Raw genomic sequence first — 20,764 nt, forward strand, 5'->3', positions numbered from 1 at the left:
ACCGATTTGACCTTAATTGACAAGGAATGCAGCCACCGCGCTGCATTCCTTGTTCTGTATTCACCCGCTCTCCCGGTTTTTTTTGTTATTTTAGCCACAATCGATAACTAAACGAAGGGAGTATGATTCATTTACCAAATCTTATTATGGACCTTGCCCTCATCCTGGGGGCGGCGGCAGTTACAACGTTGATCTTTAAAAAACTGAAGCAGCCATTGGTGCTGGGCTATCTCATAGCCGGCATCCTGGTAGGCCCATACTTCGATTTGTTCCCTACCGTACAGGAAAAAGACAACATCCAGATCTGGTCGGAAATAGGGGTGATCTTCCTTTTATTCAGCCTCGGCCTCGAGTTCAGCTTCAAAAAGCTGATGAAAGTTGGCGGATCGGCCTCCGTCACGGCTTTTGTGGAAGTGGTGGTGATGCTGGGCTTCGGTTTTGTAACGGGTAAGCTGCTGGGATGGAGCACGATGGACAGTATTTTCCTCGGCGGCGTTCTCTCCATTTCCTCCACGACCATCATTATCAGGGCTTTCGAAGAGCTGGGCGTGAAGGGCCAGAAATTCGCCGGGCTTGTGTTCGGCATCCTGGTGGTGGAAGACCTGATCGCGATCGTGCTGCTGGTGCTGCTGTCCACGCTAGCCGTCAGCCAGCAGTTCGCCGGCACGGAAATGCTGATCTCTGTGGTGAAACTCGTGTTTTTCCTGATCCTCTGGTTTATAGGCGGCATATTTTTTATACCCACATTGCTGAAGAAAACAAAAAAGCTGATGAGCGAAGAGACGCTGCTGGTCACGGCCATCGCGCTGTGCCTGCTGATGGTGGTGCTGGCGACGCAGGTGGGTTTTTCCGCGGCATTGGGCGCTTTTATCATGGGCTCCATCCTGGCTGAAACCACGCAGGCGGAGAAGATCGAGCACCTCGTTAAATCCGTGAAAGACCTGTTCGGCGCTATATTTTTCGTGTCCGTCGGTATGCTGATAGACCCGAAAATGCTGCAGCTGTACCTTGGGCCGGTGATCCTCATCACGGTGATCACACTGTTGGGCAAAACGCTGAGCACCACGCTGGGCGCGGTTTTATCCGGCCAGCCGCTAAAATCTTCCGTGCAGGCCGGTATGAGCCTTGCGCAGATCGGTGAGTTCTCGTTTATCATCGCCACGCTCGGGCTTACGCTGAAAGTAACCAGCGATTTCCTGTATCCCATTGCAGTGGCCGTTTCGGCAGTCACCACCTTTACCACCCCGTACATGATCAAAGTGGCGGAACCGTTTTACAACTGGCTGGACAAGCGCCTCCCCGAAAAATGGAAAGCCTCGCTGGCCCGCTACAGCAGCGGCGCACAGACCATCTCCCAGGCCTCGGACTGGCAGGTGGTGCTCAAAGGGTACCTGACCAACACCGTGGTTTGTGCCGTGATCCTGCTCGCCATCGGGCTGCTGTCTTCCATTTACATCCTTCCCAAAGCCAACGAGCTGGTGGGCGTAAGATCGGGCAAGATCGTGACCGCGGTGGTCACTTTCCTGGCCATGGCCCCGTTCCTCTGGGCGCTGGCGGTGCGGCAGGTGCAAGGCAAAGCCTATTCGAACCTGCGGTCGCAGAACAAATACAAAGGCCCGCTGGCGCTGCTGCGTATCGCGCGCATCACGCTGTCCGTATTCCTGATCGGTTTCATGGTAGGCCGGTTCTTCTCCTTCGGCGTGGCTTTTACCGTTACCCTGCTCATCGTAGCCATACTGATCATATTCTCTAAACGCATACAGGTGTTTTACGACCGCCTCGAAGCGCGTTTTTTCTCCAACTTCAACGCCCGCGAAGCGGCCGCCGAAGCGCAAAAGAAAAAAGAGCCCGTGCTCGCTCCCTGGGATGCGCACCTGGCCTCGTTTAACGTACATGCCGATTGGGAAGGCGTGGGCCGCACCCTCGAAGAGCTGGGCCTGCGCGAGAAATACGGCGTCAATATCGCCCTGATCGAAAGAGGCGAACGGCTGATCCCCATTCCGCCCAAATCCGAACGGCTATACCCCGGGGACCGCTTGCAGGTGATCGGTACAGACGAACAGATCACCGCTTTCCGCAACTATATCGAATACCACGTGCCCTCGCTGACCCAGGCCCGCTCCGAAGTGGAGCTGCGCCGCTACGACGTACAGCCCGGCAGCCAGGTGTTTGGCAAAACCATCCGCCAGAGCGGCATCCGCGAGCTTGCGCACAGCATGGTGGTGGGCATCGAGCGCGGAGACCAGCGTATTCTCAACCCCGTGTCTGACATGCTGCTCGAAGATGGCGACGTGGTATGGGTAGTGGGCAATCCCCGCAGAACGGCCGCCCTGTTCAGGACCAAAGGCGAAACGCCGAAAAAGCCCGCGTAAGAAAATCATGTAAATCTTTCCCCTAATTGTATAACGGCCGTGGGGCCGCTACGGGCGACCTTTGTATCATCAAAAAAGAACCAGAAGATGCTTACAAAGGAACAACCGGTCAAACAGAATTTCCCCGTCACAGGCATGAGCTGCGCTGCCTGCGCGGGCTCAGTGGAGAGCATGCTCAAAGCGCAGCCGGGTATTTTGTCTGTAGCCGTGAACTTCGCCAACAGCTCCGCGCTCGTGGAATACCTGCCGGCTGCCGCCGATTTCGGCGGATGGAAAAAAGCGATTCAGTCCGTCGGGTACGACCTGCTGACCGATAACGCCGCGGCCGGTCTTGAAGACCATCAGCGCGCGCATTACCGCTCGCTGAAACAAAGAACGGTATGGGCCGTGCTTTTTTCCATCCCGCTGGTGATCATCGGCATGTTCTGGATGGACCTGCCGTACGCCAACTACATCATGTGGGCGCTGGCTACGCCGGTAGTGCTCGTGCTGGGCCGCCAGTTTTTCATCAACGCATGGAAACAGGCGCGTTTCGGCAAGGCGAACATGGACACGCTGGTGGCTCTCAGCACCGGCATTGCGTACAGCTTCAGCATATTCAATACTTTAAATCCCGGTTTCTGGCACCAGCGCGGCCTGCACGCACACGTGTACTTCGAGGCCGCGGCCGTGGTGATCGCCTTTATCCTGCTCGGCAAGCTGCTCGAAGAAAGGGCCAAAGCCTCCACTTCCTCGGCCATCAAAAAACTCATGGGCCTGCAGCCGAATACGGTCACGCGCATCCGCGAAAATGGGACCGAAGAACCGGTGCCCCTGGCAGACGTGCAGGTGAACGACGTGCTGCTGGTAAAACCAGGCGAACAGGTGCCGGTAGACGGCGTGGTGGTGCAGGGAAAATCGTATGTGGACGAAAGCATGATCACAGGTGAGCCCGTGGCCGTAGCCAAAGAAACCGGCACGGAGGTGTTTGCGGGAACGCTTAACCAGAAAGGCAGTTTCCGGTTCAGGGCGAAACAGGTAGGCGGCGATACGTTGCTGGCGCAGATCATCCGCAAAGTGCAGGAAGCGCAGGGCTCCAAAGCGCCGGTGCAGAAGCTGGTAGACAAAGTGGCCGGCATTTTCGTGCCCGTGGTGATCGGCATCGCGTTGCTCGCTTTTGCCGCGTGGATAACCTGGGGCGGACAGAACGGTCTTACCCAGGGCCTGCTCGCGCTGGTGACTGTACTGGTGATCGCCTGTCCCTGCGCATTGGGTCTTGCCACGCCTACCGCCATCATGGTGGGGATGGGCAAGGGCGCGGAAAACGGCATCCTCATCAAAGACGCGGAAAGTCTCGAAAAAGCCTATCGCATCCAGGCGCTCATTCTCGATAAGACCGGCACCATCACCGAAGGCAAACCAGCCGTAACCGGCGAATCGTGGGTTTCCGAGCAGGACCGCCTGCAATATACCGGCGTGCTGTACGCCCTCGAAAAAGAATCCGAGCACCCGCTGGCCGACGCGGTGGTGAAACATTTCCAGGGAATTTCCCCGGCTGCGCTGCAGCATTTCGAAAGCATTACCGGCCGCGGCGTACAGGGCCGTTCTGGCGATAAGATTTTTTACGCCGGCAACCGGCAGCTGCTGGACGAGCACAACATTACCATACCGGCCACATTGCTCAAACAGGCAGACGCCTGGCTGAACAATGCGCACACCGTGATCTGGTTCGCCAACGAAAAACAGGCGCTGGCCGCGATCGCAGTAGCGGATAAGGTAAAAGCCGGCTCCGCCGCCGCAGTAAAACGTTTACAGGAAATGGGCATCGAAGTGTACATGCTCACCGGAGACAATCCGCAAACCGCAACGGCCGTGGCGAAAGAAACAGGCATCCGGCAGGTGAAGGCCGGGCTGCTGCCTGCTGATAAAGCGGACTTCATCAAAGAATTGCAGGAGCGGGGCAAAACCGTCGCGATGGTGGGAGACGGTATCAACGACAGTCATGCGCTGGCGCAGGCAGACGTGAGCATTGCCATGGGCAAAGGTACAGACATCGCGATGGACGTGGCGATGATGACGCTCATTTCTTCCGACCTGCAGCAGATACCCAAAGCCATCCGGCTGTCCCGCAAAACGGTACGCCTCATTCGCCAGAACCTTTTCTGGGCCTTTATTTACAACGTGATCGGCATACCCGTGGCGGCCGGCCTGCTGATACCCCTCACCGGCTTCGCGCTGGACCCGATGCTGGCGGGAGCGGCCATGGCGCTGAGCTCCGTGTCGGTAGTGAGCAACAGTCTTCGTTTAAAACTTTCAAAAATTTAATTGACATAAAACAGGAAACATGAAAACGTTAAAATTCAAGACCAACATCAATTGCAGCGGATGCGTCAGATCGGTAAGCCCTCACCTGGACAATGAAAAGGAGATCGCGCACTGGGAAGTGAACATCGCCGATCCCGATAAGATACTGACCGTTTCCACCAGCACGCTTTCGGCGGAAGAAGTGGAGAAAGCCGTGAAAAAAGCGGGCTTTAAAGCAGAGGCATTATAAACGGGAATATATGTGAATACAACGGTTGCGGCTGAAAGGCCGTGACCGTTTTTTTTGTGACCGGGTTGTGCAAAGTTGAAAAAACAGCATCATTTATATTGCATAACTTTAAAGCATGAGCCGGATCGTTGCCGCGTTTATCCTTATCCTTTGCGGTTCCTGTAAGCAGGTGCACGACTGGAAAACCAGGCGGCAGGTTGCGTTATGGGAAAAAAGGATCGCCGGGGAAAATTCCCGATACATTATACTGAACGGGCTGGTCGGGTTTATTTACCGGCCGGAAGAAGTTGAATGGAAGGTCGCCGACGATGAACGCTGCAAAACGGCGCTTTCGCTGGCGGATGTGTTGCTGGCGGAAAAATACCTGCGTGAGCAAATCCCGGCGGTCGATACATTCCGTACGTACCCCTTGCCCCCGGTACATCAAAAATTGGCCGGGTACCGCCGCCAGTATGTGGGGTATGTAAATATCGGGGGAGAAAGGATCGTTTGGGTGAATGCGCTTTGGGGAGCGGGCCCGCTGGACAAAGGCGTGCTGATGACGCACGACGGGGGCAATCATTTCTGGCAGGTGAAAGTGAACCTGACCACGAAAAAAATATATGATCTCAGTATAAATGGCGAAGCATAAATGAACCGTTTTCGTGCGTTTCAGGTTCATGCAGACCAGCAAAGATGAAATAACGTGTACGCGTGACATAACAGTCCGGCGCCGATAACCTTTCTTCGTACCTTTGACGCAAATACAGGCGTATGAAAGTCATCTATAAAAAACTCGGAAGGGAAAAAGCCTACGGGATGTCTGACTACGGCATCAATACCATTGTGATAGACAGCAGGCTGCATGGCCGCAAGCACCTCGAAGTGAGCCTGCATGAATCGCTGCATGTGTATTTTCCTGAAAAAAGCGAAACGTTTGTAAAGAACACCGCCCGGAAACTGGCCAACATTCTTTGGCGGATGAATTACCGGCGGGTAGACAATTCGCTGGGCATTTAGTGTATGCGGCAGCGTGGGGGCTCCGCCGGCAAAGCCGGTGCGGGTATGCTTTGACGTACAAGAATCTCGGCCCCGCGCCTGAATTACCGGTTTTTTGCTGTAAATTCCGTTTTTGAAGAAAAAATCAACCTCGATCGAGCCGCACCCGGCCAACCTAAAATTGTAGCGAATATCATGAAAGATATGAAAGGCCAGGAAATGAAGCGATTATCCCTTAAAGACGTAGCAAAAATGGCGGGAGTAGCCCCTTCCACCGTATCATTCGTGTTGAATGGAAAAGCGCGCCAGATGCGTATCAGCGACGAACTGGCGGAAAAAGTGATGGCGGTGGTCAATAAAACGGGTTATCAGCCGCATTCCGTGGCCGTCAACCTGAGAACGGGGCAGTCTAAAACCCTCGGGCTTATCGTGGAGAGCATCTCCGGCAGTTTTTTTGCGGCATTGGCAAGAGTGATCGAAACCGAAGCGGACCGTTTCGGGTATAATATCGTGTATTGCAGTACGGAAAACAATGCCCAGAAGGGCAGCGACCTGATCCGGATGCTCAGCCGGCAGCAGGTAGACGGTTACCTGATCACCCCGGCGGCGGGCATGGAAAAGGACATACAGCAGCTGCTGGCGCACAAGCGGCCGGTAGTGCTGATGGACAGCTATTTTCCCGAGCTGGCGGTGCCGTATGTGCTGATCGACAACATGGGCGGGGTGAAACAGGGGATGGAGCATTTGCTGGACAAAGGGTATAAAAAGATCGGTTTTGTGACCGTGGATATGGAACTGGTGCAAGTGCAGGACAGGCTGGAGGGGTACAAAGAAACGCTCCGCAACAACCGTATTGCCGTAAAAAACAAGCAGATATTAAAAATAGCGTATAACAGCCCGCGCGAGGAATCGATCCGGAGCATGCAACAGTTCATACGGGAGAACAAGGGGATGGACGCGATCTTTTTTTCGACCAACTACCTGGGGATACTGGGCCTTGAAAGCATTGCGGGCCTGGGCATGAAGATCCCGGACGATATCGCGATGATCTGTTTTGACGATCATGATATTTTCCGTTTGTACCCTCCGGGCATCACGGTGGTGCAGCAGCCGATAGAGGAGATCGCGAAAACGGCGATGGGGCTGCTGATGAGCCAGCTGGACAAAGGGCAGCGCGCGACGAAGAAAACGCAGGTGCAGGTGCCGGGAAAATTTGTGAAACGCGGGTCGGTGTAAGGTAAACGTATATGGTCCCCGCTGAAGTCCTGTCGAACAACATTATGGGTTTATAATGATTCAAAACGGTCAACAAAACCTGAGCACACCTTTCCGCTATACAACTTTAACAGAAAGAAGATCTGTCCGCGATAAAAGCAGTGGATATCCGAATAAAAATGTGCTTTGAGCATTGACGGCAGTTTTTTACAATCGACTGAAGTGCTTACTGCTGCTATGTTTCAGCATTCGCTCAAATATTTTTTCCTTAAAAAAGTGTTAATTTCGGTGAAATAATTATACATTTATGCTGTGCCGTCATTCCCGGGAGTGTAAGCAAAAGCCCTTCGGGCCTTTTTTTAAACATCAATGCTAAATCGATTTTGCATTTAGCATGCGGGAAATGAAGCCACGGCTGGGTTTTCGTACGATCAAGTATAACTAACCTGACTTGTTGAAACAGCAACAACGCTCTGCAGGCAGTGGCTGCAACCACGGCCCCGGAGCATCGTCATTATGCGGAGAAGGCCGGCATGCCCAATAATGCCGGGGAAGAAGAGGAAGGAAACGTTATCGGAATATATTTAGCCAACTCGGATGTCAATTGAAAAACTACAGGAACATGCCGGCGAAAGCCGGGATGTTGCCGTTAAACAGTGAAACGAACAATGAAAAGGTCGCTGAAAACGCTTCCAGGTACGCAAACTGAAAAACCGCCAGGGGCGCGGTAAACGCTCCTAAACAGACACACATTGTGAGAAAAACCGGAAGCCGCAATACGCTTTCAACGTGAAACAAAACTAACATCGAAACCAAACTGGATCGAGTGACGGATTCCACAACTATGATCCGCTTTTTGAAATCTCAATAACTAACAATGAAAAGGTAGCAATCCGGCAGCCAAAAACTGCCTAACCCAATCCGCCATTATTTAAACCCTTTGCTAAATCGATTTTGCCCGGTGCGGTCAGCGCCGGGGCGAGACTTTTTTGCATCGACGTAACAGCTCTTTATAAGGGCGACAGGGGTTTCTATGTCATTACTTTTTAAACCAAACCAATTTCAACTGCAATGAAAATGAGATCCACGTTTTCCATGCGCACGAGTTGGCTGAGCTTCCTGATGCTGCTCACCACCTCCCTCACCTATGCACAATCCATCACCATCAAAGGAAAGGTGACGGACGCAAAGGACAATACACCGCTGCCCGGCGTAACCGTTAGAGTAGTAGGCACCACCACCGGTACTTCCACCGTAACGGACGGTTCTTACACCATCAGCGTGCCCAACGCCGGCGCTCAACTCGAATTTTCCTACATCGGTTACGAAACGCTTACCCTGGCCACCGGCGGCAACACTACGCTGAACGTTCAGCTGAAAATATCTTCCAAAACACTGGAAGACGTGGTAGTGGTAGGTTACGGCACGCTCAAAAGAAAAGAGATCACCAACGCCGTGAGCTCCATCAAAGCCGAAGATTTTAATGCCGGCGGCGCGCGTTCGCCCATGGACCTCGTACAGGGCAAAGTGCCCGGCCTCAGCATCACCCGCGTGAACGGCAACAACCCCAACGCTTCCGCCAGCGTACAGATGCGCGGCATCGCCACCCTCAGCGGCGCGGTAGCCCCGCTCATCGTGATAGACGGCGTGCCCGGCGGTAACCTGGACCTGTTGCAGCAGGAAGACATCGCCTCCATCGACGTGCTCCGCGACGGCTCCGCCGCAGCCATCTACGGCACCCGCGGTACCGGCGGCGTAATTCTCATCACCACCCAAAAAGGCAGAAGCGGCGACCCGCAATACAACTTCGCTTCTTACGTGCAGACGGACGCGGTGGCAAAAAGGCCCGAAGTGCTCAGCGCGGACGAATACCGCAAACTTTCTCCCGCCAACGATCTGGGCGGCAACACCGATATTTACGACGAACTGATCAATAAGCAGAACGTCAGCCAGTATTACACGCTCAACGCTTCCGGCGGTACAGACAAATCCAATTACCGCGGCGCCGTGTTCTTCAACCGCGCCGAAGGCATCGCCAAACGCAACAACCGCACGCAATACGGCGGCCGCCTGAATTTCAACCAAACCGGTTTGCAGGGCAAACTCACCATGCAGGCCAATCTCGTTGCCAATTTCAATAAAGCCGACCTGCTGGGCGGCAGCTCCGGCGACTTCGAACAGGCCGTACAACGCAATCCCACTGCGCCCATCAGGAATACAGACGGCAGCTTTATCGAAACCTCCGCGTTCAACAACTACAACCCGGTTGCGCGCCTCGAACAGGAAATCAGCGAAAGGGACCAGCAGACCATCCAGGGAGACGGCAAGCTGAGCCTCGAAGTGCTCAAAGGCCTTCGCGTGTCCGCTTTCGGCGCCATTGTAAAAAATACCTGGAACGACCGCCAGTACCGCCTGCGCGAATCCAATTCCTCCAAACAGAGCTACGAAGGCGGCGGTTATGCTTACAAAGCCAACCGCATGGAGCTGGACCAGACCTTCGAAACCACCGTCGATTATAACACCACCATCAACGACGATCATACGATCTCAGCAGTGGGCGGTTACAGCTATTTCTACAACACGGTGGAGCAGTTCAGCGCCAACAACTCCGGCTTCCTGACCGACGCGTTCCAGGACTGGAACCTCGGCAACGGCCTTTGGCGCACGCTGGGCCGCGCGGGCATGAGCAGCAACAAAGTAGATTATAAACTGGTGGCGTTTTTTGCGAGGGCGAACTACGCGTTCAGGCAGAAATATTTCGCGCAGCTGATCATCCGCCGCGAAGGCTCTTCCAAATTCGGCGAGAACAACAAATGGGCGAACTTTCCCGCCGCCTCTCTCGGCTGGGCCATCAGTGAAGAAGATTTCATGAAAGGCAACCGCAGCGTCAACCAGCTGAAACTGCGCGTGGGTTACGGCGTAACCGGCAACTCCGGTTTCACCAGCTATAACTCGCTCGTATTGCTCGGCACCGGCGGCGCTTACCTGCAGAACGGCAACTGGTACGAAACCTTCGGCCCCTCCCGCAACCCGAACCCGGACCTGCGCTGGGAAAAGAAAGGCGAATGGAACGTAGGCCTCGACTTCGGCCTGTTCAGCAACCGCATCTCCGGTTCGTTCGACGTATACCAACGCGATACCAAAGACCTGCTGGGCACCTTCGACACGCAGCTGCCGCCCTTCGTGACCAGCAGCATCTACACCAATGTGGGCAGCATCCGCAACAGGGGCTTCGAGATCGTGCTGAGCGGCGTGGTAGTGCAGAAAAAAGATTTCAACTATACGACGGACATTACGTTTAACCGCCAGCAGAACACCGTGCTGAGCCTATCCAACGAACTGTACCGTATCGACAAGCTCACCTACGGAGACCTGCCTTCGCCCGGCAATCTCGGCCCCGCCATCCGCGTGGTGGAAGGCGGCCCGATGGGCAACTTCTACGGCAAACGTTTTGCAGGTTTCGATAACGACGGCAACTGGCTGTTCTACAAAAAAGACGGTTCCAAAGTGCGCGCGGGAGACATCAACGAAAACGATCTCGGCGTGATCGGCAACGGCGTGCCCAAGATGATGTTCAGCTGGAACAACAACCTGCGTTACAAACGCTGGGACCTGACCCTTTTCTGGAGAGGCAAGCTCGGGTACGACATCCTCAACCTGAAGGAAATGTATTTCGGCAACCAGACCTGGATACCCAACAACGTGCTGAAATCCGCCATCACCAAACATGCCGCGCTGAAAGAGCCTGCGCAGTATTCCGATTATTACCTGGAGCCGGGCGGTTTCGTGAAACTGGATAACCTGTCGCTGGGCTACAACTTTAAATTCCGCGGCAACTACGTGCGCAACCTCCGCGTGTATGCGGCCGGCCGCAACCTGGTGACCATCACCGATTACAGCGGCCTGGACCCCGAGCTGGAAGACAACGGCGCCACCACCGGCATCGACGGCCGCGGTTTTTATCCCAGAACACGTTCTTATACCCTCGGCCTTACGCTCGGGTTCTAAAAATTCCTAAAAATGAAGATCATGCAAAAGAAACATATCATATGGGGTTTGGCGGGTTTGCTCACGGGAGCGGCCTCCTGCACCAACCTGGAAGAAAAAGTGTACAGCGAAATACCGGCGGAAAACTTTTACAATAACCGCACGGAAGTAATGGCCGCCGTGCTCAGGCCTTTCACCCACGCCAACGCATGGGCCGCGCCCACGGGGCAGGTAGGCTACTGGCGCGTAAGCGAGCTGAGCGCGGACCAGCTGGCATGGCCCACGAAAGGCCGCCACGGTTTCGATAACGGCGACTGGATACGCCTGCACCGCCATACCTGGATCGCCAACGACAACAACACCTGGAACCCCTGGAGGCTCATGTACTGGGGCCTCGGGTTCTGCAACAATACCATTAAAGACCTTTCAGCCATTGATTTTACGACCATCGGCATGACCAACGAGGAGAAAACCGCCATCATCGCTGAAACCAAAGTGCTGCGCGCATGGCACTACCTGAAGCTGATGGACCTTTACGGCAACATTCCCATCGTTACCGAAGTAGGCATCCCTACGAGCCCCCCGAACGCACCCCGCGCAGAAGTGTGGGCATTCATCGAAAAGGAGCTGAAGGAGAACGTGGACCTGCTGCCCAAGCTGGAGCCCAGCCTGGTAGGCCGTGTAACCCGTGCCGGCGGTTATGCGATGCTGGCGGAACTTTATCTCAACGCGCAGGTATGGACCGGCACGCCCAAATGGGACGAATGCGTGGCAGCCTGCAACAAGATCCTCGACGGCTCCTGCGGCAGCCTGAACGGCGCCGCTCCGAGGCTGGAAACGGACATCATGAAACCATTCGCCACCAACAACAACCTGAGCCCCGAAAACCTGTTCCAGATCACATACGACTATACGGTGGGCAAATTCCGCTTCGGCTGGGAAGGCGATCTCTGGCATTATGTACAGGGACAGGCTTATAATTCCGGCTTCAGGGGCAACAACGGCATCGTGGTAATACCGACTGCTTACGACGGCTTTGAACAGAAAGATCTGCGGCGCACGAACTGGATGCTGCTGGGCGAACTGAAAAAAGATCCGGCGGTAAGAACCAGCGTTGCGGATTCTTTAGTGCTGGGTACTGAAGAATATAACGGGAAACCTCTTATCTTCGTGAAAGAGATCCGTAAAAATTCCCAGGGCCAAACCGGCCCGGGTACCATGATGGACGGTGAAGAGAACAGCGGGGCGCGATTCGCCAAATACCTGCCCGGTCCGCAAACAAACACCGAGCAGTACTGGAATAACGACTTTGTGCTGTACCGGCTGGCGGAGATCTACTATAACAAGGCGGAAGCCCTGATGCGGAAGAACGGGGGAACGGCTACCCAGGAAGCGGTAGACCTGGTGAACGCGGTAAGAAAAAGAGCGTTTTCTGCAACTGATTGGGTTACAGCGGTTTACACAATTCCTGAATTAACTTTGGACGAATTTTTGGCAGAACGGGGCCGCGAATTTATTTTTGAGGGGAAAAGACGTACAGATTTAATTAGGTTTGGTAAATTTACGTCCGCAACCTGGTGGGACCATACCCCCTCCGGAACCAAATACAACGTGTTCCCGATTCCTTACCAGCAAATGGTGCTGAACAAGAATCTGAAACAGAACGAGGGTTACGACCAATAACCCTATATGAACAAGTGCTTATCATACAAACAATAAAGAGTAGCATCTAACGGCTGGCCCATTCCTGGGCCGGCCCCTCTTTTTTAACAAAATCGATTTTGCAACATGAAAAGAATAGGATGGTGCATACTTGCCCTTTATGCCGGCTTACAGTCCAATGCGCAAACAGTTTCCAAAGTATCCGATCCCGTGGAATGGGTGAACCCCCTTATGGGCACCGATTCCAAAGTAAGCCTGTCTAACGGTAACACCTATCCCGCCGTAGCAGTGCCCTGGGCTATGAACTTCTGGATGCCGCAAACCAATACCATCGGTAACGGCTGGGCATATCAATACAGCGCGGATAAGATCCGCGGTTTCAAACAAACGCATCAGCCTTCGCCCTGGATCAACGACTATGGCCAGTTCGCCATCATGCCCGTTACCGGCAAGCTGAAATTCACACAGGATGCCCGCGCCAGCTGGTTTTCCCACAAAGCCGAAACCGCCAAGCCTTATTATTACAGTGTATACCTCGCCGATGCGGACGTGACCACCGAGATCACCCCCACCGAAAGGGCGGCCCAGTTCCGTTTTACCTTTCCGGCTACAGACAGCGCTTTTGTAGTGGTAGATGCTTTCGATAAAGGCTCCTATATCAGGATCATCCCGAAAGAAAATAAGATCATCGGCTACACCACCCGCAACAGCGGCGGCGTTCCCGAGAACTTTAAAAATTATTTCATCATCCAGTTCGACAAACCGTTCACCCTGGCGCACGCCTGGAGCGGCAACCAGCTCGCGAAAGACACGCTCGAATACAAAGCGGACCACGTAGGCGCCATAGTCGGGTTTAAAACGTTCAAAGGCGAAAAGGTGAACCTGAAAGTGGCTTCTTCTTTCATCAGCCCCGAACAGGCCGCGCTCAACCTGCAGCGCGAAGTGGGCGGCGACAGTTTCGACGCTACCAAACAAAAAGCCAAACAAAGCTGGAACAAAGAGCTGGGAAGGATCCTGGTGGAAGGCGGCACCTCAGACCAGGTGCGCACCTTCTACTCCTGCCTTTACCGCGTGCTGCTGTTCCCCCGCAAGTTTTACGAATACGACGCCGGCAACAGGATCGTGCATTACAGTCCCTACAACGGCCAGGTGCTGCCCGGCTACATGTTTACGGACAACGGTTTCTGGGATACTTTCCGCGCCGTGTTCCCCTTCTTCACCCTCATGTACCCCGAGCTGAACAGCCACATCATGGAAGGGCTCGCGAATACTTACAAAGAAAGCGGCTGGCTGCCCGAATGGGCCAGTCCCGGCCACCGCGATTGTATGATCGGCTCCAACTCCGCTTCGCTGATAGCGGATTCTTATCTCAAAGGCATTCGCGGGTACGATATCGAAGCGCTGTACGAAGGCATTTTGAAAAACAGCGAGAACGAAGGCCCGCTCAGCTCCGTGGGCCGCAAAGGCGTGAAGTACTACAACGAGCTGGGTTATGTGCCCTACGACGTGAAGGTGAACGAAAACGCCGCGCGCACGCTGGAATATGCTTACGACGATTTTACGATCTATAAACTGGCCATCGCGCTGAAACGCCCGCAGGCCGAGATAGACCGCTTCGCCAAACGCAGCCAGAACTACCGCAACATTTTCGACCCGGAAACAAAACTGATGCGCGGCAAAAAACAGGACGGCAAATTCATGGCGCCGTTCAACCCCTTCAAATGGGGCGACGCCTTTACCGAAGGCAACAGCTGGCACTACACCTGGTCTGTTTTCCACGACATACAGGGCCTCGCCGGCCTGATGGGCGGCCGCGAACAGTTCGCCAAAATGCTGGATTCCGTGTTCAACATGGCGCCTGTGTACGACGAAAGCTACTATGGCGGCGTGATCCACGAGATCCGTGAAATGCAGATCGCCAACATGGGCCAGTACGCGCACGGCAACCAGCCTATCCAGCACATGATCTATCTTTACAACTATGCCGGCCAGCCCTGGAAAGCCCAGTACTGGGTGCGCCAGGTAATGGACAGGCTTTACCATTCCGGCGCCGACGGTTATTGCGGCGACGAAGATAATGGACAGACCTCCGCGTGGTACGTATTTTCAGCGATGGGATTTTATCCCGTATGCCCCGGTACCGACCAGTACGTGCTGGGCGCCCCGCTGTTCCCGAAAACAACGGTGACGCTCGAAAACGGGAAACGTTTTGTGATAGAAGCGCCGGGCAACAGCAAAACCAATGTGTACACCCAAAGCGTCACACTTAACGGGAAGGCGCATACGAAAAATTGGATCGGTCATGCTGAGATCCAGAACGGGGGAGTGATGAAAGTTGTGATGGGAGCAACGCCGGAGAAAACGAGGGGTACAAGGGAAGATGCTTTTCCGTATTCGTATTCAACATCTAAAAAATAATCAAAGATCCTGGAATAGTAGCTCTAATTGCTATTTCATTGTTCACTGTAGACATTACATCCCGACTCTTCGGGATGTTTTTGTTTTATATCACTTCGCTGGTTTGCGGCTCATGTAGAAGGTGATCTTGCCGCCGTTCATGATGTCTTCGTGCTGAATGAAGGGCCTGTTCAATGTTTTCCCGTTCAGCACCACTTTTTTTACATACACGTTCTGCTCGCTTTGGTCAATGGTTTCCAGGGAAAAGGTTTTCCCGTTCTCCAGCCGGATGCTGGCCGACCGTACAGCCGGGCTGCCGAGCGCATATTCGGTGGAGCCGGGGCAAACAGGGTAGAAGCCGAGCGTGCTGAAAAGATACCAGGCGCTCATCTGCCCGCAGTCGTCATTGCCGCCGAGCCCGTCTGCCGTGGGTTTGTACATTTTCGGAAGGATCATGCGGATGCGTTCCTGCGTTTTCCACGGCGCGTCCGTCCAGTTGTAAAGGTATGCGGCATGATGCGCGGGCTCGTTGCCGTGTACGTAGTTGCCGATGATGCCTTCGCGGGTGATGTCTTCCGTTTCTGCGAAAAACGCATCGGGCAGGTGCATGGTGAAGAGGGAATCGAGATGGCCGGTGAACTGTTTTTTCCCGCCCATCATGGCGATCATGTCCGCGGGGTATTGCGGCACGTAGAGGCTGTAGTTCCACGCGTTCCCTTCGATGTAACCCTGGCCGTGCGTGCTGAGCACGTCGAATTCTTTGCGGAACTGCCCGTCGCTGAGGCGCGGGCGCATGAAACCGGTTGTTGGGTCGAACACGTTGCGGTAATTGAGCGAACGTTTGATGAACTCGTTGTAAAGGTCTTCGCGGCCGAGCTTTTTCGCCACCTGCGCGATGCACCAGTCGTCGTACGCGTACTCCAGAGTTTTTGAAACGGAAGAACCGTTTTTGTCTTCCGGTACATAACCCAGCTGCATGTACCATTCCAGGCCGTCGTACGGTTTGTAGCGCGCGGTGTTGGCGCAGGCTTCCAGCGCCTGCATGGCGTCGTACCCTTTGACGTTGCCTTTCATGATGGCGTCTGCGATCACGGACACGCTGTGATAACCGATCATGCACCAGTTCTCGTTGCCCTGGTGGCTCCACACGGGCAGCATTTTATGCACGCTCTGGTTGTAATGTTCGAGCATGGACCGTACCATGTCTGCATTGCGCTGCGGCTGCAGGATGTTGAACAGCGGGTGCAGGGCGCGGTAGGTGTCCCACAGTGAAAAAGTGCTGTAATTGGTAAACCCTTCGGCGCGGCGGTTCAGCTGGTCGAGGCCGCGGTAAGCGCCGTCTGCGTCCATGTAAGTGGTGGGGCTGAGATAGGTGTGATACAACGCGGTGTAAAAATTGATCAGATCGTCTGGCCGGATGGTTTGTACCGCCACCTTCGACAATTCTTTGTTCCACGCGTCCTGGCTCTGTCGTTTCACGGCGTCGAAATCCCAGCCGGGAATTTCAGCGGCAAGGTTGTTCTGCGCGCCTTCGGTGCTCACGGGCGACAGCGCGAACTTCACCTTCACCTGTTCGCCCGCTTTTGTATCAAAATCAAACCACGCCCTGATCTGCCGGCCGGCCATTTCGGGGAAGTTCTCGGACTGGTTGAACTTGCGCCAGAAACCTTTGTACACGTCGTTGGCGTAATTGCGGTGACCGTATTTTTTGATAGGCTTCGAAAAGGTCATGGCGAAATAAAGCGTGCGGGTGCGCGCCCAACCGTTGGTTTGGCGGTAACCGGTAACGAGCGTATCGTTTTCGACGCGCACGAAGGTCCACACGTTTTTATTGCCGTAATTGTAAATGCCGGCTACCAGGTCGAGAATGATGTGCGCATCGCCCGCGGCGGGAAAAGTGTACTGGTGAAAACCCACGCGGTTGGTAGCGGTAAGCTCCGCGGTAATGTTGTGATCGTCCAGCTTTACTTTGTAATACCCTGCTTCGGCGGTTTCGTTGGCATGCGAAAAGCGGGAGCGGTAGCCGTTTTCGGGATGGTCTGCCGTACCGGGATTGAGCTGCAGCGGCCCGGTGGTAGGCATGATGAGAAAATCGCCGAGGTCGGAATGGCCGGTGCCGCTGAAATGCGTGTGGCTGAAACCGGTGATGGTATTGTCTGTATACTGGTATCCCGCGCAATATTTGTATACGTCAGGATTGTATTTGCCGTCCAGTTCATAAGGAATGGTATCGGTGTCCGGGCTAAGCTGCACCATGCCGAAAGGCACGGTGGCGCCGGGATAGGTGTGCCCCATTTTTTCGGTGCCGATAATGGGCCTGACGTACTGCACGGGTTGTTGCGCATACAGCAGGGCGGGGCACCACAATAACAGGGTGAAGGAGATTTTTCTCATGCGTGGGAATAGGTTTTGATCTTTTCAAAGATAAATCGTTTTAGCTTAGGAAGGTAGCGGATTTGAGCGGTGCGTAAATAAAAAAATAACAAGAGGCCGGAAGGGTTTTGGACAGGATTCATGAGGGAGATTGAACCGGCCCCTTGTTTTTGCGTTATGAGTAAATGCGCATGCCGATAGTTGCAAAAATCGCCGATGCGTTGTGCTGCCAAAAAAGCAAAAAATGATGGTGATCTGCAATGGACCTTCCGTAAAAAAATCGTTTATTGTATGCCGGGAGAAGCGGAGGAAGATCACTGCTTTCCCTGGAGGATCTTGCTGACGATGGCAGCCACCGGGCGCTCCCTGGAAAGATCGGGCACGATAATGCGGGTGACCGCGTTCCTCACCAATGGGTTGCCTCTTTCGTACAGGCGCCCCGTTACCTGGAGGCATTTTTCGAGCAGCGCGTAATTTTTGTTGCGCAGCTGGCGGATAAGGTAAGTGTCCAGGCACTGCACCGTTTCGTAAATATGGAATATCGCGGGGAACTGGTGCAGGTTTTTTTAGTTCCGGGAGCGCGTCTTCGATCAAAGCAGGCACTTCGTATTGGTTTATCATCTTTTTTAATATATTTTTAAAAAATCCAGGCAAGGATGAGCGCGGTCAGTGTAACGGTTACCATGCCGATAACGAGGTTTGTGAAGTAAGGCGGGCGTTTCATATGTTTGCGTTTTAAAAGGGACATGCCAAAGGGCATTTCATGTGGGGAAAGTCTTGTTAAAACCATAAAACCCTTAACAGGCGGGCTTAAGGCTGAAAACAGGCAAAGGGCGGGCAGGAGCGGCACCGTGCAGTTTTGGAAATGCGCCTGCGGAAACTGAAATTATTCAGATTTAACGGGAAATATTTATTTTCAGATACACCCTACCGGGTTTGAAAATCCATCTTTAATATAACACCCTTGTAAGTTTATGGAAGCAGATCTCGAAAATATCAGGCAGTTATACCTGCAAAAGTTGGCGGGAGGGCTCTCTGAAAAGGAGGAAGCCGAGCTGGAAGCCGCTATGGCGGAACCGGCCGTGCGCAAAATGTGCAAGGAGCTGGAAGAATTGTACCAGAGCCCTGAGATGCTGAACCTCCTGAAGGAGCGGCCTACGAGCAGGCGCTGGGACGAGCTGGCGGAACTGGCGATGAACAGCCAGTATTCGCGGCGCAAAACCAGGACCATGGTATGGTGGGCGGCGGCCGCGGGTGTTGCCATGCTGATAGGGCTGGCCGGGTACCTCCGGTTCGACGCCGTTCAGCAACAATCCATTAACTATTCGGCGGGGCGCGGCATCAAAGACCGTCCGCAGGACGTGCGGCTCCGGCTTGCAGGGGGCAAAACGATCAGCCTGGCAGACAATGGCAGCCGCCGGATGGGCGATGTAGAACTGAATTACGAGAAAAAGACCCTTCAGTTCGAAGATAAATACCATAGCAGCGGGCAAATGAACACGCTGGAAGTGCCTTCGAAGCTCGATTACCGGGTACGGCTCAGCGACGGCACGGAAGTATGGCTTAACTCATTGTCTTCCATCCGTTTCCCGTTCTCCTTTACGGGCAGTACGCGCGAAGTGGAAGTAGAAGGCGAGGCTTATTTCAACGTGGCCGCCGATGCGGAAAAGCCGTTTATAGTGCATACGCCGGAAGGCAAGGTGCAGGTGCTCGGCACCACGTTCAACGTGAACACATATGAGCGCGGGCATATGATCACTTCGCTGGTAGAAGGCGCGGTAAAAACCACCAACGGCGGGCAGGACCTAGTGCTGCGCCCGGGCCAGGAAGCGGTTTGGGACGAAGGGCGCAGCCCGCGGGTGCAGGCGTTCGACGCTTCCGAGAAGCTGGCCTGGATGGAAGGGAAGATCTATTTCAAAGGGGCGGACTTCGGCACGATCGCTACGGCGCTCGACCGCTGGTACGACCTGGAATTGCGGGTGGAACGGCCGGAGCTGAACAGTTTGCGTTTTCACGTTCAGCTCGACAAAAACAAACCTGTGCAGGATTTTATAGAGATACTGAAGGTATCAAAAGATTTCCAATACAGGGTAGAGGGTCATATTTTACACATATTCTAAAAATATATTCATTCCTTGTAACAATCATTTTGTTCTATGGACAACACTAATCTCACCAACCGGCTGCAATATATTTTTCTGTCGGATAACCTGAGCTGGGAGGATTTTGCTTTCAGGGCGGGTGAAAATGGGTCGAACCTGCGGGAGGAACTGATGGACCTCCTGGAGGAATCCAGTGAATTATTGTCCCGGATTGGTTATCATATTGAAATCGTAAAGAACACAGATCGAATCCGTTGAGTAGTAAAATGTAAACCCTTTTTCCCAAGTTAACCGTTAAAAGCCGCAGGCCCGGGAATTTTTTACCAGCCCCCTGGCTATTAACCGAAGATTAACATCTTCACTTTTTTCTTACTGTACAATTTTCACTATCTTCAGTGAACGCATTCTTTGTCTTATTTTTACGTTTAAATTACCAGTTCCAAACAACGCTCCTTTCCCTTAGGGTAAGGAGTTTTGTCAATGTCCAATTTTAAAATTTCGCGTTTTACCCAAGATATAATGCGCTATGCATGAAGATAGTACAACACCAAACGGTAACGGACGGAGCCTGGAAACGCTGCATCAGCTGTTCGACCAGTATCGCCGTGCGTTGATCGTTGAAGCCCAGTTAATCCTGCACGACATTTACGAAGCGGAAGATGTTGTTCAGGATACGTTTATTGTCTTATGGGAAAAGGATCACCTTATGAATGTGCCGCCGGAGAAGCACAAATCGTATATTTTTTGTGCGGTAAGGAATAATTGCCTGAGCCTCCAGCGTAAATTGCAGACTATTGAGAAGAAAAAAGCCCACTATCTTGAAACTGCGCCGCAGTACGACATGAGTGACCAGGGTGAAGCCTGGGAGGTACGCGCCCGGATCAACGAAGCGGTGCAGGAATTGCCCGAGCAACGCAGGCTGGCTTTTATCAAAGCGCATTTTCACCAGAAAACCTACCGCGAAGTAGGGGCCGAAATGGGCCTGAAGATGGAAACCGTTCGCAGCCATGTCAAAATAGCCCTGAAAAACCTCCGTGGAATGCTCAAACATCTGAAGTGATCATCATCTAATTGAAAATAATGTAGCTTAAGCCAAAAAGATCAGAATCCTCCCAGCAGGATTTTGTTTTATTTTATGTAGTTTA

At 53.5% G+C, this 20,764-nt stretch carries 13 protein-coding genes; 11 read left to right on the plus strand and 2 right to left on the minus strand.

The annotated features are described in order from the left end of the window. Nucleotides 1–122 precede the first annotated feature (122 nt). From J7I43_RS22155 to J7I43_RS22195, 9 genes are all read left to right on the plus strand, one after another. Entirely contained in the window at nt 123–2,372 is a 2,250-nt protein-coding gene (locus J7I43_RS22155; protein ID WP_209148059.1) for a cation:proton antiporter, read from the plus strand. Nucleotides 2,373–2,459: 87 nt separating this feature from the next. Next, nucleotides 2,460–4,676, plus strand: coding sequence for a heavy metal translocating P-type ATPase (locus J7I43_RS22160; RefSeq protein ID WP_209148060.1), 2,217 nt, complete (start codon nt 2,460–2,462; stop codon nt 4,674–4,676). A 19-nt stretch (nt 4,677–4,695) separates the two neighbouring features. After that, nucleotides 4,696–4,905 carry a heavy-metal-associated domain-containing protein gene (locus tag J7I43_RS22165; RefSeq protein WP_209148061.1) on the plus strand — a complete coding sequence of 70 codons (210 nt, stop codon included), beginning with the start codon at nt 4,696–4,698 and terminating at the stop codon, nt 4,903–4,905. A gap of 115 nt (nt 4,906–5,020) precedes the next feature. After that, the gene (locus tag J7I43_RS22170) at nt 5,021–5,536 is read left to right on the plus strand and encodes a hypothetical protein (RefSeq protein WP_209148062.1); all 516 of its coding nucleotides are present in this window, start codon (nt 5,021–5,023) and stop codon (nt 5,534–5,536) included. A gap of 122 nt (nt 5,537–5,658) precedes the next feature. Then, complete coding sequence (locus J7I43_RS22175; protein ID WP_209148063.1) at nt 5,659–5,904, plus strand: hypothetical protein; 246 nt, start codon at nt 5,659–5,661, stop codon at nt 5,902–5,904. 174 nt (nt 5,905–6,078) lie between these two features. Continuing rightward, nucleotides 6,079–7,119, plus strand: a complete 1,041-nt coding sequence (locus tag J7I43_RS22180) for a LacI family DNA-binding transcriptional regulator (protein WP_209148064.1) — start codon at nt 6,079–6,081, stop codon at nt 7,117–7,119. Nucleotides 7,120–8,175: 1,056 nt separating this feature from the next. Then, complete coding sequence (locus tag J7I43_RS22185; RefSeq protein ID WP_209148065.1) at nt 8,176–11,106, plus strand: SusC/RagA family TonB-linked outer membrane protein; 2,931 nt, start codon at nt 8,176–8,178, stop codon at nt 11,104–11,106. Nucleotides 11,107–11,127: 21 nt separating this feature from the next. Beyond that, nucleotides 11,128–12,768: a RagB/SusD family nutrient uptake outer membrane protein gene (locus tag J7I43_RS22190; protein ID WP_209148066.1), complete on the plus strand. Its 1,641-nt coding sequence runs from the start codon at nt 11,128–11,130 to the stop codon at nt 12,766–12,768. Between the two features lie 105 nt (nt 12,769–12,873). Beyond that, entirely contained in the window at nt 12,874–15,165 is a 2,292-nt protein-coding gene (locus J7I43_RS22195; RefSeq protein ID WP_209148067.1) for a GH92 family glycosyl hydrolase, read from the plus strand. 90 nt (nt 15,166–15,255) lie between these two features. Here the strand turns inward: J7I43_RS22195 and J7I43_RS22200 are convergent, their stop codons facing one another. Together J7I43_RS22200 and J7I43_RS22205 are read right to left on the minus strand one after the other, a co-directional pair. Beyond that, nucleotides 15,256–17,538, minus strand: a complete 2,283-nt coding sequence (locus J7I43_RS22200; protein WP_209148068.1) for a GH92 family glycosyl hydrolase — start codon at nt 17,536–17,538, stop codon at nt 15,256–15,258. A 293-nt stretch (nt 17,539–17,831) separates the two neighbouring features. Beyond that, complete coding sequence (locus tag J7I43_RS22205) at nt 17,832–18,077, minus strand: DUF7674 family protein (RefSeq protein WP_449508512.1); 246 nt, start codon at nt 18,075–18,077, stop codon at nt 17,832–17,834. A 414-nt stretch (nt 18,078–18,491) separates the two neighbouring features. Here J7I43_RS22205 and J7I43_RS22210 point away from each other — a divergent pair, with 414 nt between their 5' ends. Continuing rightward, nucleotides 18,492–19,637: a FecR family protein gene (locus J7I43_RS22210; RefSeq protein WP_209148070.1), complete on the plus strand. Its 1,146-nt coding sequence runs from the start codon at nt 18,492–18,494 to the stop codon at nt 19,635–19,637. A gap of 508 nt (nt 19,638–20,145) precedes the next feature. Continuing rightward, a complete protein-coding gene (locus tag J7I43_RS22215) occupies nt 20,146–20,679 on the plus strand; it encodes a sigma-70 family RNA polymerase sigma factor (protein ID WP_209148071.1) in 534 nt (177 codons plus the stop codon). Nucleotides 20,680–20,764 lie beyond the last annotated feature (85 nt).

The organism is Chitinophaga chungangae, from assembly GCF_017742215.1.
In the GTDB taxonomy this organism is placed as follows: Bacteria; Bacteroidota; Bacteroidia; order Chitinophagales; family Chitinophagaceae; genus Chitinophaga; species Chitinophaga chungangae.